Genomic DNA, 13032 nt, shown 5'->3' with positions numbered 1-13032 from the left:
CTATGATGCGCGCGTGACTCCGGGCGGCCTGCCAACCCACCGCTTTCCCGTGCTGGAAGCCCGCTTCGGTCCGCTGACCCCGATGGACGCGGGCATGCAGAGCCGGGTGTATGCCGCGCCCGGCGGCGACGTGGTCGTGAAGGTGTACCGCAACCAGCGCGGCGACCACCGCCTGGAGGCCGCCAACATGCGCCGCGCGGGCCTGGGCGCCTGGGTGGTGGACGCGGTGGAGGCCGACGGGGTCGAGGCCCTGATCCTGCGCCGCTTTCCGGGGCGGCCGCTGGGGGCCGACGACGTGCCCGCCGCGTTGCCGCGTCTGCGCGAGATCGTGGGCGCGCTGCACCGGGCGCGGGAAGGCCAGGTGGACGTGGAACGCCTGCGCGAGCGGCTGAGGCGCTTTCGCCGGGCGCTGGCCGCCTATCCGCTCGACGACCTCTTCGGGGCGGTGGAGCTTCCCCTGGAACGGGGCCTGCTGAACCAGCCCGCCGCCTTTTGCCACCTCGACCTGTGGCACGACAACATCCTGATCGCGGCGGGCAGAGAGGGAGACGGGGCGCGGCGCGAGGTGCTGGTGATCGACTGGACCAAGGCGGGGTGGGACGATCCCCTGCGCGACGTGGCGCTGCTCAAGACCGGCACGCTGGACCTGCTGGGGATGGACGCCAGCCTGGACGCGGCGCTGACTTTCCTGCCCGACCACGCGCCCGCCACCCTGACCCGGCTGCGCGCCTACCTCGCGCACACCTACCTGCACGACCTCTACTGGTTTCTGATGAACGAGCCGTACGAGTTCGACCGCCAGCGCGCCCAGAAGCTGCCCCGGGCGCGGCACGTGCTGGCGCGGCTGCCAGAGTAGCGGGAGAGCGGCAGCGGTCAGCCGACCGCCCCAGAGGCTGCGCCCACAGCTCCCGCCCGCTGACCGCCACCTGCCTCGCGCCGGGTATCGTGGGCACATGCTCACGGCCGTGACCCATCCCCTGATCCAGCACAAACTCTCCCTGATGCGCGACGTGAAAACCGGCGTCAAGGAGTTCCGCGAACTCGCCGCCGAGGTCTCCATGCTGCTCGCCTACGAGGCGACGCGCGACCTGGAGGTGACGCCCACCCGGCTTCAGACGCCCATCGAGGAGGGCGACTTCCCGATGCTCAGCGGCAAGAAGCTCGCGCTGGTCGCCATCCTGCGCGCCGGGCTGGTGATGACCGACGCCATCGTGAACCTGGTGCCCGCCGCCAAGGTGGGGCACATCGGGCTGTACCGCGACCCCGGGACCTTGCAGCCCGTCGCCTACTACAACAAACTCCCCGCCGACATCGCCGAGCGCCGCGTCTTTCTGACCGACCCCATGCTCGCCACCGGCGGCAGCGCGAGCGCCGCGATCCAGTTTCTCAAGGAGGCGGGTGCCCAGAGCATCAAGCTGATGTGCATCCTGGCCGCCCCCGAGGGCATCGCGGTGGTCGAGCGCGACCATCCGGACGTGGAGATCGTGGTCGCCGCCGTGGACGAGCGCCTCAACGACCACGGCTACATCGTGCCGGGGCTGGGGGACGCCGGGGACCGCATCTACGGGACGAAGTAGGGGAGGGGGCCGGGCCGCTCCCCACCTTTTGCCGGACGCGCGTTCCTCACCCCCAGCCTTTAGACTCCCCTTAGTTTATGGAGTCCCTCAAGGCGCTCTCGGCGCAAATCGGTATCGCGGACCTGTTCGGGCGCGGCTTTTTCAGCGTGCTGCTGACCTTTCTGACTGCCTGGGTCTTTACCTGGCGCTTTATTCCCCGGGTGCGCGCCTTTGCCATCAAGGTGGGGTGGGCGGACCTGCCCAACGAGCGGCGGCTCAACCGCGAGCCGCTGCCCAACGCGGGCGGGCTGGCGATCTTCGCGGGCTTCCTCCTGAGCGTGGTCGTGGCCTGGGCGCTGCGGCCCATCGTGATCGAGCAGGTCAATATCCAGGTGCTGGCAATTTTGCTGGGCGCCTCGGTGCTGGTGCTGACCGGCTTTATCGACGACCAGTTCGGCCTCTCGCCCGTGTTCCGGCTGCTGGTGCAGGCGCTCTCGGCGGTGCTGCTGGTCGTCAACGGGCTGACGGTGGATTTCAACAGCCTGCCCTTCCTGCCGGTCTTGCCCGACGCGGTCAACGGTCCCCTCAGCGTGGGCCTGACCATTCTGTGGGTGGTCGGCCTGACGAACGCGGTCAACCTGATGGACGGGGTGGACGGCGTGGTGGGCGGCGTGGGCTTCGTGGTGAGCATGGTCCTCTTGGTCACGGCGGCGCAGTTCACGGACCGGGCGGCGGCGGTCGTGCTGCTGGCCGGGCTGGCGGGCGCCGCGCTGGGCTACTTGCGGCACAACTTCAACCCCAGCCGCATCATCATGGGGGACGCGGGCGCCTACCTGTTCGGGTACACGCTGGCCGCCGTGAGCCTGCTGGGCACCCTGAAGTTCAGCGCCGGCGCCAGTCTGCTGGTCCCGCTGCTGGTGATGGCGCTGCCCATTCTGGACACCACCCAGGTCGTGATCGGGCGGCTGCGGCGCGGCATCCGCAATCCCCTCGGACACCCCGACAAGACCCACATCCACCACCGGGTCCTGGCGCGCACCTCCAGCGCGCGGCGCACCGCCGTGATCCTGTGGGGCATCGCGCTGGGCTGCGGCGTGGTCGGCATGCTGGCGCAGGGGGTGGGCCTGCTCGCCATCGTGGCGACGGTGCTCGCCGTGCTGCTGTGCCTGTGGTTCGTGGCCTACCGCCGCGTTCTCGCCCACGACCGCGAGGGCACCGGAACGGCCCCCACGTCCACGCCTGGCCCCGGCGGCCCGCTCTGATAGCGTGGCCGGGATGACCGTCTCCACCGACCCGCCCGGCGCCAAGCGCGTTGTCCTCGCCTTCGGCACCCGGCCCGAGGCGACCAAGATGGCCCCGGTGTACGCCGCCGTGGCCGCGCAGCCGGGCTTGACACCGCTGATCCTCTCGACCGGGCAGCAACGCGAGATGCTCGACGAGGCGCTGGCCGTCTTCGGCCTGACGCCCGACGAGGACCTGAATGTCATGACCGAGCGCCAGACCCTGGCCGAGCTGACCGGGCGAATCGTGCCGCAGGCCGGGCGCAAACTGCGCGAGCTGGGCGCCGACATGGTGCTGGTCCACGGGGACACCACGACCTCCTTTTGCGTGGCCCTCAGCGCCTTTTACGAGGGCATTCCCGTCGGGCACGTCGAGGCGGGGCTGAGAAGCGGGAACCTGCGTGAACCCTTCCCGGAGGAGGCCAACCGCCGCCTGACCGGGGTGCTCTCCACGCTGGATTTCGCCCCCACGCCCGGCAGTCAGGCGAACCTGCGGCGCGAGGGCAAGGCGGGGGAGGGCCTCTTCGTGACCGGGCAGACCGCCGTGGACGCCGTGCGCGAGGTCGCCGGGCGGATGCCGCTGCGCCCCGAATGGCAGCGCAGGCTGGACGCGGGGCAGCGGCTGGTCACCGTCACCATGCACCGCCGCGAGAACCTGCCGGTGATGGCGGGGATGGCGGCTGCGCTGGCGGACGTGGCCCGCGCCCACCCGGACACCCATTTCGTGTATCCGGTCCACCTCAACCCCGCCGTGCAGGAGGCGGTGCGGCCCGCGCTCTCGGGCCTGCCCAACTTCGAGCTGACCGAACCGCTGGACTACGCGCAGATGGCCCCGTTGATGGCCGCCTCGGCGCTGCTCGCCACCGACTCGGGGGGCTTGCAGGAGGAGGGCGCGGCGCTGGGCGTGCCGGTCGCCGTGCTGCGCAACGTCACCGAGCGGCCCGAGGGCGTGGAGGCGGGCGTGCTGGTCCTTGCTGGAAACGACCCGGCCGAGCTGCGCACGGTGCTCGGCCGCCTGCTGAGCCGCCCCGAGGAGCTGGCCCGGATGCGCGCGGCCCGTAACCCCTACGGCGACGGCCGGGCCGCCGGGCGCATCGCCCAGGCCATCGCCTGGCACTTCGGGCTGGCCCCGAGGCCCGAGAACTGGAGCTGAGGTGGCCGGGCGCCGGGTGCCTGCCAGACCCTATCCTGTCCCCAACGTGACCCACGCACCTTCCCAGCGTTCCTACGCCGTCGTTCTCAATGCTGCTGCCGGGCGGGGTCTGGCCGGGCGCGAGTGGCCCCGGCTGGAAGCCGAGCTGCGCTCGCGGGGCCTGCCCTTCGAGGTGATCCGCGAGCCGAGCGGCGCGGCGGCGCTGGAACGGGTCCGGGCGCTGGCTCCCGGGGTCGCCGTGCTGGCAGTGGGCGGCGACGGCACGGTGGGCGCGCTGCTGCCCGCGCTGGTCGCTCCGGCGGGCGGGGGAGACGGCCGGGCGCTGGGCATCGTGCCGCTGGGGACCGGCAACGATTTCGCGGGAATGCTGGGCCTGCGGGCAGGCGACTTCGCCGGAGCGCTGGATCGCCTCAGCGACGCCCCCCGGCGGGTGGACGCCCTGCACGCCACCGTCCTGGGCGGGGAGGGAGCCGGAAGAAGTCGGCTGCTGCTCAACGGGCTGGGCATGGGCTTCGACGCGCAGCTCACGGCGCGGCTGCCGCTGGCGCCCGCGCGGCTCTCGGGCTTCGGGCGCTACGCCTGGGCGGCGCTGAGCACCCTGCGTGCCCTGAGCCTGACCGACGTGACGGTCGAGGTCGGCGGCCAGACCCTCTACCACGGCCCCAGCGCCCTGGTCGCCGTGATGAACGGCACGCGCTACGGCGGCGGCTTCCAGATCAGCCCGGCGTCCGACCCGCGCGACGGCCAGCTCAACGTCCTTGCCAGCGGGCCGCTGGGCCGCCTGCACCTGCTGGCGCTGATGGGCCGGGTGCTGCCGGGCCGCCACCTGGGTCACCCGCGCGTTCACCACGCGGCGGGAAGCGCGGCGACCGTCCGCTGGGCGCGGCCCATTCACCTGCACCTCGACGGCGATCTGGCGGGCCAGGCCAGCGGGGTGCAGGTGGAGGTGTGGCCGGGCGCGGTGACGCTGCTCAACGGGTAGTCGCCAGCGGCCAGCTTCCCGCCGCCAGCCAAAGAAGATGCCCCGGCTTCCGGCCGGGGCATCGCCATTCTCAATCTGGGGTTCTCAACCTGGGTGCTGGACGCGGGGTGCTCCTTACAGCGAGGCCAGGCGCGCCTTCGCCGCGTCCAGGTCGCGCTTTTGCCAGAAGGTCGTCGCGGGCAGGCTGACGGCCTTTTGCAGCTGGGCGGCGGCGGCGGCCTTGTTGCCCTGAAGCAGCAGGGCGTTGGCGTACTCGATGCGGTGAATCGCCTCGCCCGGTTCCAGCGCGATGGCCTTTTCGAAGTTGGGGGCGATCTGGTTGCGCTTGGCGCCGGTCAGCAGGGTCGCGGCGCCGCCCTTGCTGACCAGGTTGGCGTGCCACAGGCCCAGCGCGACGTAGGCCGACGCCATGTTGGGGCGCAGCTTGATCGCCTGATCGAGGTTCTTTTTCATGTCCCCGGCCAGCCCCAGGCTGTTGAGAATCCCGCTGTACTGCGCCAGGCGGCCCTGGGCGCGCGCCAGCTCGAAGTAGGCGTCGGGGTTGTTCTTGTCGAGGTTGATCGCCTGCTTGGCGTAGTCCTGCGCCTTCTGGAAGAGGGCCTTTTTGGCGCTGTCGGGGCTGAGGCCCGCTCCGGCGGTGGTCGCCTCGGCGGCGAGGGCCAGCCCGGCGCTGGTTTTCAGCGCGGCGGCGGCCGTGGCGGCCTCCTGCCAGTTGCCCTGGTCGTAGAGGGCCTGCGCGGCGCTGAGGGTCTGGGCGCCGGCGGTGGTCGCGGCAGCGAGGGCAAGGGTCACCAGGGTCTTCTTCATGGGGTCCTCCTGAGGTGCGGCTGGGTTGGGTTGGAAAACTGGACCGAGTATACACAGCGGCGGCCCGGCTGTCTGACGCGGCCGTCAGCCTGGGTGGCCCCCGGGTGATAGCCTCGGCTCACCTTGGACTGGAAAGGCATTCTGGCCGACCTGCGCGCCCACCTGCCGCCGACGCGCGCGGGGGGCCAGCCGGGGAACCGGAGCACGCGCGGCAGCCTGCGCTGGCTGGAAGCCGAGATGCGCGCGCGCGGGGCCAACCCGGCGTCGCTGCGCAACATCGTGTACCGGGGCGTCGGCACCGCCGCCGACAAGGCCGCCCTGCACGCGATCCTGGCGGAGCTGGCGCGCGAGGCGGGGCGGCCGCTGGCCGGGGGAGGCCCCGCCCGCGCGCCCGACCCGCTGCCCCCCGAACTGGAGCTGCTGGGCCGCAGCAAGAAGCGCGCCTACAAGCAGGTGCTGGCGGGCGTGCGGGCGGGCCGCGCCCCCCGGCTGATCGTGACCGGCCGCGCGGGGGCGGGCAAGACGATCCTGCTCGACCACCTTGAACGCGGGCTGGCAGGGCTGGAGGGCGCGCCCCGGGTCCGGCGGCTGCACCTGAGCGGCGACGCGGCGGAAGGGCTGGGCCTGACCCGGGGCGGCACGTCCTTCGCGCAGCAAGCGCAGGCCCAGGCCGACGCCGCCCGCGCGGTCTGGCCCGCTTTGCCCGGCGTGCTGCTGGCCCGGGTGACGGCGGACCTGCACTTCGGGGGGCAGCCGCCGCGCTCGGCGGAGGGCACGCCGCTCTCCGCCGCCGCCTGGGCCGCCGAACATCTGCTGCGCCGCGCTCCCGCCGGGGTGGCCGTGCTGCTGGCGCTGGAAGACGCCGCCGGAGTGCCCCAGGGGCTGGCCGAGGTGATCGAGCTGCGGCCCCCCACGCCCTTGGAAGCCCGCGCGTACCTGATGGCGCGGCTGGGGGTGGGGCGCGAACAGGCCGACGCCCTGGTGCGCGAGACGGGCCGTCATCTCGACCGGCTGGCGCTGCTGGGCGGAAGTGGGACGCACGGAGCCGCGCCCGAGCGCCTGCTGGCCGACCCGGACGTGCGGCGGCTGGCGGCGGCGCTGGCGGCCCTGGCGCCGGGGGGGGAGGACGCCGTGTCCGGGGTGGCGCTGGCCGCCGCGCTGGGGCAGCCGCTGGCCGAGCTGCCCCCCCACGCCCGCGCGCTGCTGGCGCCGCAAGGCCCCGGCTGGACCCCCCTGCCTGCCCTGAGCGCCGCCTCGGCGCACCTTCCGCCCGCCGAGCAGGGCGCGGCCCGCCGCCGCCTGCTGGCCGCGCCGCCTGACCCGGACCTCGCCCCGGCCCGGCTGGCTGCCCTGGCGGCGCTGGGCGAGTGGGAGGCGCTGGCCGCCCAGGTCGCGGCCCGGCCCGACGAGGCCCGGCACCTCCCGCCGCTGTGGCCGCAGGTGCGCTCAGGTGCCCGGGGGGCGGCGCGGGAGGCGCTGGCCCGCGCGGTCGCCGCCCACCACGCGGGGCGCGGCGAGTACGACGAGCCGCGTGCCCGCGACGCCCTGTTCACCCTGCTGGAGTCGCCCACGCCCGCCGTGCGCGGCTGGGCGCGCGTCAAGCTGGCCGAGAGCAGCGTGGACGCGGGCAACTTCGGGGCCGCGACCGCGCAACTGGCGCACCCCGACCTGGGCGCCGCACCTGCCGGGCCACCGGGCGACTGGTCCCCCGATTGGCTCCCCGACCGGCCCCCCCACTGGACCGCCGATTGGGCCGCCGCCGCGCAGGCCGACGCGCTGCTGGTCCAGGCGGCCCTGGCCCGCTGGCAGGGCGACCTGGGGGCGGCCACCCGCGCCGTGAGTGACCCGCGTACCGCGCCCGGCGGTCCCCGCGCGCACCTCTGGCGCGGCCTGATCGCCAAGGATGCGGGCGACTGGGAAGCGGCGGTGCGTCACCTGCACCTCGTGCCCCAGACCAGTCCGCTGCTCTCGGCGCGGGCGCGGTATCAGGAAGGCGACCTCAGGTTGCGTCTGGGCCAGCCGCGCGCGGCGCTGGCCGCGCTGGAGGACGCCGCCGCCCGGCTGGAGGCCGCCGGGGGAGGCGCCGAGGAACGTGCCCGCGCGCTGGCCCGCGCCGCGACCGCCCTGCGCCGCCTGGGCCGCCCCGCCGAGGGCAGGAGGCTGCTGCGCCGCGCCCTGGCCCTGCTGCCGGACGAGGCCGACGGGGCCAGCTTGTGGGAAGGGGGCCGCGCCGACGCGGTCTTGCGCGCCCGGCTGCTCAGCGAGGGGGTGCCGCTGCACCTCGCGCTGGGCCGCCCCGACGAGGCGCTGGCCGACGCCGCCCGCGCCCTGCACCTGCTCTCGCGCTCCGGCCCGCGCCGCCCGGAGGCCGCCTACCGCACCCGCCGCACCGGGTACCGGGTGGCGCTGGCGTACCTGACGCGCGGGATGGGGCTGCCTTACCTCCAGCCGTTTGCCGGGCCGGAGCGCGACCATCCCGACCTCGCGCACGCCCGCGCCCTGCTGGACGCCGAACTGAGCCGCCCGGCCGCCGCCAGCGACCGCGAGCAGCTGCTGAAGTTCGACCTGTACCTCAGCCGGGCGCTGGCCGACCCCGACCCCGCCTCGGCGCGCGAGTTCACGGCCCGCGCGCTGGCGATGGCCGACCACCCCTACGCCGGGGCGCAGGCAGGTGCCCTGCACGCCGAGGCGCTGCTGCGTTCCGGCCAGAGCGAGGCGGCGCTGGCCCAGATCAACCGCGCGCACGCCCTGGTCCGCCGGATGTCGTCCGGCCTCCCCGGCCTCCCCGACAGCGACCCCGGCCTCACCGCGCAGCTGCTCGCGCTGGAGGCCCGCGCCACCATGGCGGGCGGCGAGGCGACCCTGCGCTGGCTGCGCGACGCCCTGACCGACCCCGCGCTGGCCCCCTTCCGCTCAGGCGTGTGGCGCGAGGCGGGCCGCGCCCTGGAAGCCGGGCACCCCCACCCGGAGGCCGCGCTGCGCGCCCTGCACCCCGGCTGGGAGGCGGGGCGGCTGCGCGTGCGCGACGCCCTGCGCCTGCTGGAGGCGGGACAGCCCGGGGACGGCCCCAGGAAGGCGGCCCGGGAGGGCGCGGACGGGCCGTGACCCCGGGCCGCCGCCTTCCGGGCCGCTTCCGCCTGAGCCGCCAGGGCGGGATGACGGTTCGGGGCCGCCGGACCTGTCAGGCTCGGCAGGAAGGGGACGGCCCCTCCGCCCGCCCGTCCCCCAGGAGCCGCCCATGACCGCATCCCCACCCCTTCCCCCGGATCCGCCCGAGCAGGCGCCGCCCGCCCCACCACCGGAGGGCGCCCCGCTCCCCCCACGCCGCGAGTTTCTCCGCCACGCGGCGCTCTTTGCCGGCACGGCCCTGGCGCTGGGCGGCAGCCTGCACCTGCTGACCCGCCGCTCCGGGGAGGATGGGGAAGCCGCCCGTCCTTCCCCGCCCCCGCCCGCGCGCCCCCCCGGCCCCTACGACACCTCCGAGGCGGTCACGCCCTACGCCCAGGCGACGGGCTACAACAACTTCTACGAGTTCGGCACCGGCAAGGACGACCCCGCGCGCCTGGCCGCCAGCCTGGTCACGCAGCCCTGGACCGTCACCATCGACGGCGAGGTGCGGCGGCCGGTGCAGCTCGACCTGGACACCCTGCGCGGCTGGTTTGCGCCCGAAGACCGGGTGTACCGCCTGCGCTGCGTGGAGGGCTGGTCGATGGTGATGCCCTGGCAGGGCTTCGAGCTGGGGGCCCTGCTGCGGCGGGTCGAGCCGACCGGGGCGGCGCGCTACGTCCGCTTCACCGCCCTACACGACCCCGAGCAGTTGCCGGCGCAGCGGCCCTCTTTCTTCGGCACCACGGCGCTGGACTGGCCCTATGTCGAGGGCCTGCGGCTCGACGAGGCGCTGCACCCGCTGACCCTGCTGGCGACCGGTCTGCACGGGCGCCCGCTGCCCGGCCAGAACGGGGCGCCGCTGCGGCTGGTCGTGCCCTGGAAATACGGTTTCAAGAGCATCAAGTCGGTCGTCCGCATCACCCTGACGCGCACCCGGCCCCAGACCACCTGGGCACTCGCGGCGCCCCACGAGTACGGCTTTTACGCCAACGTGAACCCGGACGTGCCTCACCCCCGCTGGAGCCAGGCCACCGAGCGCCGCATCGGCGAGGCGCGGCGGCGCCCCACCCTGCCCTTCAACGGCTACGCGGCGCAGGTGGCGTCCCTCTACCGCGGCCTGGACCTGCGCCGCGAGTTCTGAGAGGGGAAAGACCGGTGAGCCAGTCTCCACCCTCCCTGCGCCGCCGCCCGGCCCCGCCGCTGCCCTGGCTCGTGCCGGGCGTGGTCGCGGGCGGGCTGCTGCCGCTGGGCGGGCTGCTGCTCGCGGCGCTGAGGGGCGAGCTGGGCGCCAACCCGGTGCAGGAGGCGCTGCTTCAGACCGGGGGGCTGGCGCTGGCGCTGCTGGTCTTGTCGCTGGCCTGCACGCCGCTGCGGCGGTTGACCGGCTGGAGCTGGCCTGCCCGCGTCCGCCGGGCGCTGGGGTTGCTGGCCTTCCTGTACGCGGGGCTGCACTTCCTGATCTACCTGCTCGACCACGGCTTCGTCGCGGCGACCGTCCGGGAGGACGTGCTGGAGCGGCCCTTCGTGACCGCCGGGTTCGTGGCCTTGCTGCTGCTGGTGCCGCTCGCGCTGACCAGCACGCGGGGCGCGGTGCGCCGCCTGGGCTTTGGGCGCTGGCAGCGGCTGCACCGCCTCGCCTACCTCGCGGCTGGGCTGGGCGCGCTGCACTTCTGGTGGGGCGTCAAGCAAGGCGGCGCGGCGCCGCTGCTGGTGGGACTGCTGGTTGCGGCCCTGCTCGCGCTGCGCCTGAAGGGCGGGCGCGCGCGGCCCTGAAGCTGCGCCTGATCCTCCGGTCTGCCCCGGCCCGAGCGGGTATGCTGCGGGGCGATGAGCACTGCTGACGACCGGGCCGACGCGGGAGGCCTGCACGCGGGGGGACCGGGCGACGGAGGCCGCGCCGCCGTGCGCCTGCTTCAGGGATACGTGTGGCACCCGGCCGAGGCCGACGTGGACCTGGAACACTACCTGCCGCACGAACTCGACGAGGCCCACGTGCTGTGGGACATGGTGCAGCCCCCCTTCGCTTTTTTCGAGAACGGGGAGCCGACCGCCGGGCAGACCTTCTACCAGTTCACGGTCCTGCGCGTCTACGACGACAAGCCGGGCGGCGACGCCCTGCACGGCGACGCCGAGGACGCCTCCCAGGCGCTCAATCCGCTGCTGGACGCCACCCCCGAGGGCGTGGGCTGGCAGCTGTGGGAGGACCTGCGCGAACTATGAGCGCCGGGGGCCTCACCTGGCTCGACCTGCGGGTGGAGGGCGATCCGCACCCGCGCCGCTTCGACGGCCCCGGCACCCTGCGCGCCTACCTCCAGCGGGTCGAGCGCCTGCCCGAGGAGGCCATCGAGCACCTGCTCGACCACGGCGAGGTCGGCCCGCCTCTGGCCCGGCGGGGCTACTGCACCGCGCCGCTTCAGCCGTGACCGAACAGCCTGCCTCTCAGCCGGTTCCGGAAGGGCCGCTGGTCGCCCTGCCCGTCTACGCGGGCGTCAGCGAGCTGGAACTGGGCATCATGGTCGCGGTGTGCCGCCTGTGCGGGGGGGAGGGCGCGGCCCGCACGGTGAGCCGCTCGCGCGCCAGCATCGTGACTGCCGGGGGGCTGGTCAGCACGCCGCATGTGCTGTACGCGGCCCTGCCGGAACCCGCCGCGCTGTTGCTGCCGGGGGGTCCCGGCGCCGCCAAGGCTGCCCGCGATCCGCTGCTGCGCGAGTTCCTGGCCCGCCACGCGGCGCTCCCCACCGGCGCGAGCGGCAGCGGTCTGCTGCTGCTGGGAGACGCGGGAGGGCTGCGCGGCCGGGTGGTCGGGGGACCGGCCGACCTCGAAGGCACGCTCTGGGGCCACGGCCCCGACGACGTGCGCCCCGGCGAGGTCGTCACCGACCGCCTGCTGACCACCACGCCGGGGGGGCTGCCCGCCCTGCACGCCGCGCTGGCGGTGGCGGCCCACGTCTGGGGCGAGGACGCGGCGCGGGAGGCGGCGGGGCGGCTGGGGCGCGCCTGAAAGGCCTGTTCTGGCGGCCCGGCCGTTCCTTCCTCCCCATTTCTCCCCGCCCGCCTGCGCTAGCCTGCTCCCCATGCTCGATCGTCCCCGCCGCCTTCGCCGCAGCGCTGGCCTGCGCGCCCTGACCCGCGAGGTGACCCTCGCGCCGGGGCACTTCATCCACCCGATGTTCGTCCACGAGCAGGAGACCGAGGCCCCCATCGCCACCATGCCGGGTGTGAGCCGCCACAGCGTCGCGGGCGCGGTGGAGCAGGCCAGGGCGGCGCGCGACCTCGGGATTCCCAGCGTGATCCTTTTCGGCATTCCCGACCACAAAGACCCCCAGGGCACCCAGGCCTACGCTGAGGGCGGCGTGATTCAGCGCGCGGCGGCGGCGATCAAGGCGGGGGTGCCGGAAGTCACGGTCATTGCCGACACCTGCCTGTGCGAGTACACCGACCACGGCCACTGCGGCCCGCTGTGCCAGACCGCTGACGGCGACTGGACCGTGGACAACGACGCGGCCCTCGACCTGCTGGCCCAGACTGCCGTTTCCCAGGCGCGGGCGGGCGCCGATGTGGTCGCCCCCAGCGCGATGATGGACGGGCAGGTAGCCGCCATCCGCGCGGCCCTGGACGCGGCGGGCTTCTCCCATATCCCGATCATGAGTTACGCGGTCAAGTACGCCAGCGCCTACTACGGCCCCTTCCGCGACGCGGCGGGCAGCACCCCCAGCGTGGGCAACCGCGCCAGCTACCAGATGGACCCGGCGGGTGGCGCGCGTGAGGCCCTGCGCGAAGCGCGGCTTGATGCCGAGCAGGGTGCGGACTTCCTGATGGTCAAGCCCGCGCTGGCCTACCTCGACATGGTGCGGCTGCTGCGCGACCATTTCGACCTGCCCCTCGTCGCCTACAACGTCAGCGGCGAGTACGCGCTGATCAAGGCCGCCGCCCAGGCCGGATTCATGGACGAGCGCCGCACCGTGCTCGAAACCCTGACCGGCATGCGCCGCGCCGGAGCCGACGCGATCATCACCTATCACGCGCTGGATGCGGCGCGGTGGCTCAAGGAGGGAGTGAGCCTATGAAGAGTGCGGCAAGACAGGCGAGCGGCCGCCCGCGAGCCTGGGGTCACCCAAGAACGGGTCAACCCGTGAAGACCGCGGC

At 74.4% G+C, this 13032-nt stretch carries 13 protein-coding genes; 12 read left to right on the top strand and 1 reads right to left on the bottom strand.

Features of this window, described 5'->3' with window-relative positions:
- The first annotated feature begins 13 nt into the window (after positions 1 to 13).
- The 5 genes from HNQ09_RS04100 (at position 14) to HNQ09_RS04080 (ending at position 4971) form a co-directional block, all read left to right on the top strand.
- The gene (locus HNQ09_RS04100) at positions 14 to 856 is read left to right on the top strand and encodes a phosphotransferase (RefSeq protein ID WP_343057603.1); all 843 of its coding nucleotides are present in this window, start codon (positions 14 to 16) and stop codon (positions 854 to 856) included.
- A gap of 97 nt (positions 857 to 953) precedes the next feature.
- Positions 954 to 1577: a uracil phosphoribosyltransferase gene (gene upp / locus HNQ09_RS04095; protein ID WP_184025811.1), complete on the top strand. Its 624-nt coding sequence runs from the start codon at positions 954 to 956 to the stop codon at positions 1575 to 1577.
- A gap of 77 nt (positions 1578 to 1654) precedes the next feature.
- Positions 1655 to 2818, top strand: a complete 1164-nt coding sequence (locus tag HNQ09_RS04090) for an MraY family glycosyltransferase (RefSeq protein WP_184025809.1) — start codon at positions 1655 to 1657, stop codon at positions 2816 to 2818.
- A 13-nt stretch (positions 2819 to 2831) separates the two neighbouring features.
- Positions 2832 to 3989 (top strand): non-hydrolyzing UDP-N-acetylglucosamine 2-epimerase, encoded by a 1158-nt coding sequence (gene wecB / locus HNQ09_RS04085; RefSeq protein WP_184025807.1) that lies wholly within the window; start codon positions 2832 to 2834, stop codon positions 3987 to 3989.
- 46 nt (positions 3990 to 4035) lie between these two features.
- Positions 4036 to 4971, top strand: coding sequence for a diacylglycerol kinase family protein (locus tag HNQ09_RS04080; RefSeq protein ID WP_184025805.1), 936 nt, complete (start codon positions 4036 to 4038; stop codon positions 4969 to 4971).
- 114 nt (positions 4972 to 5085) lie between these two features.
- Here the strand turns inward: HNQ09_RS04080 and HNQ09_RS04075 are convergent, their stop codons facing one another.
- Positions 5086 to 5778, bottom strand: coding sequence for a tetratricopeptide repeat protein (locus HNQ09_RS04075; RefSeq protein ID WP_184025803.1), 693 nt, complete (start codon positions 5776 to 5778; stop codon positions 5086 to 5088).
- 123 nt (positions 5779 to 5901) lie between these two features.
- On the opposite strand from HNQ09_RS04075, the gene HNQ09_RS04070 reads away from it, so the two are divergent.
- The 7 genes from HNQ09_RS04070 (at position 5902) to hemB (ending at position 12953) form a co-directional block, all read left to right on the top strand.
- Complete coding sequence (locus tag HNQ09_RS04070) at positions 5902 to 8883, top strand: hypothetical protein (protein ID WP_184025801.1); 2982 nt, start codon at positions 5902 to 5904, stop codon at positions 8881 to 8883.
- A gap of 133 nt (positions 8884 to 9016) precedes the next feature.
- On the top strand, positions 9017 to 10027 hold the full coding sequence (gene msrP / locus HNQ09_RS04065; RefSeq protein WP_184025799.1) for a protein-methionine-sulfoxide reductase catalytic subunit MsrP: 1011 nt from the start codon (positions 9017 to 9019) through the stop codon (positions 10025 to 10027).
- 35 nt (positions 10028 to 10062) lie between these two features.
- Complete coding sequence (locus HNQ09_RS04060; RefSeq protein WP_184026222.1) at positions 10063 to 10659, top strand: ferric reductase-like transmembrane domain-containing protein; 597 nt, start codon at positions 10063 to 10065, stop codon at positions 10657 to 10659.
- 54 nt (positions 10660 to 10713) lie between these two features.
- Positions 10714 to 11106, top strand: coding sequence for a DUF3208 domain-containing protein (locus HNQ09_RS04055; protein ID WP_184025796.1), 393 nt, complete (start codon positions 10714 to 10716; stop codon positions 11104 to 11106).
- Positions 11103 to 11309, top strand: coding sequence for a hypothetical protein (locus tag HNQ09_RS04050; protein WP_184025794.1), 207 nt, complete (start codon positions 11103 to 11105; stop codon positions 11307 to 11309). The genes HNQ09_RS04055 and HNQ09_RS04050 overlap by 4 nt, the downstream gene beginning before the upstream one ends.
- The gene (locus tag HNQ09_RS04045) at positions 11306 to 11887 is read left to right on the top strand and encodes a type 1 glutamine amidotransferase family protein (protein ID WP_343057602.1); all 582 of its coding nucleotides are present in this window, start codon (positions 11306 to 11308) and stop codon (positions 11885 to 11887) included. The genes HNQ09_RS04050 and HNQ09_RS04045 overlap by 4 nt, the downstream gene beginning before the upstream one ends.
- Before the next feature lie 73 nt (positions 11888 to 11960).
- Complete coding sequence (hemB, locus tag HNQ09_RS04040) at positions 11961 to 12953, top strand: porphobilinogen synthase (protein ID WP_184025792.1); 993 nt, start codon at positions 11961 to 11963, stop codon at positions 12951 to 12953.
- The last annotated feature ends 79 nt before the right edge of the window (positions 12954 to 13032 follow it).

The organism is Deinococcus budaensis, assembly GCF_014201885.1.
Taxonomy (GTDB): domain Bacteria; phylum Deinococcota; class Deinococci; order Deinococcales; family Deinococcaceae; genus Deinococcus; species Deinococcus budaensis.
This window is presented reverse-complemented; position numbering and strand designations above follow the sequence as displayed.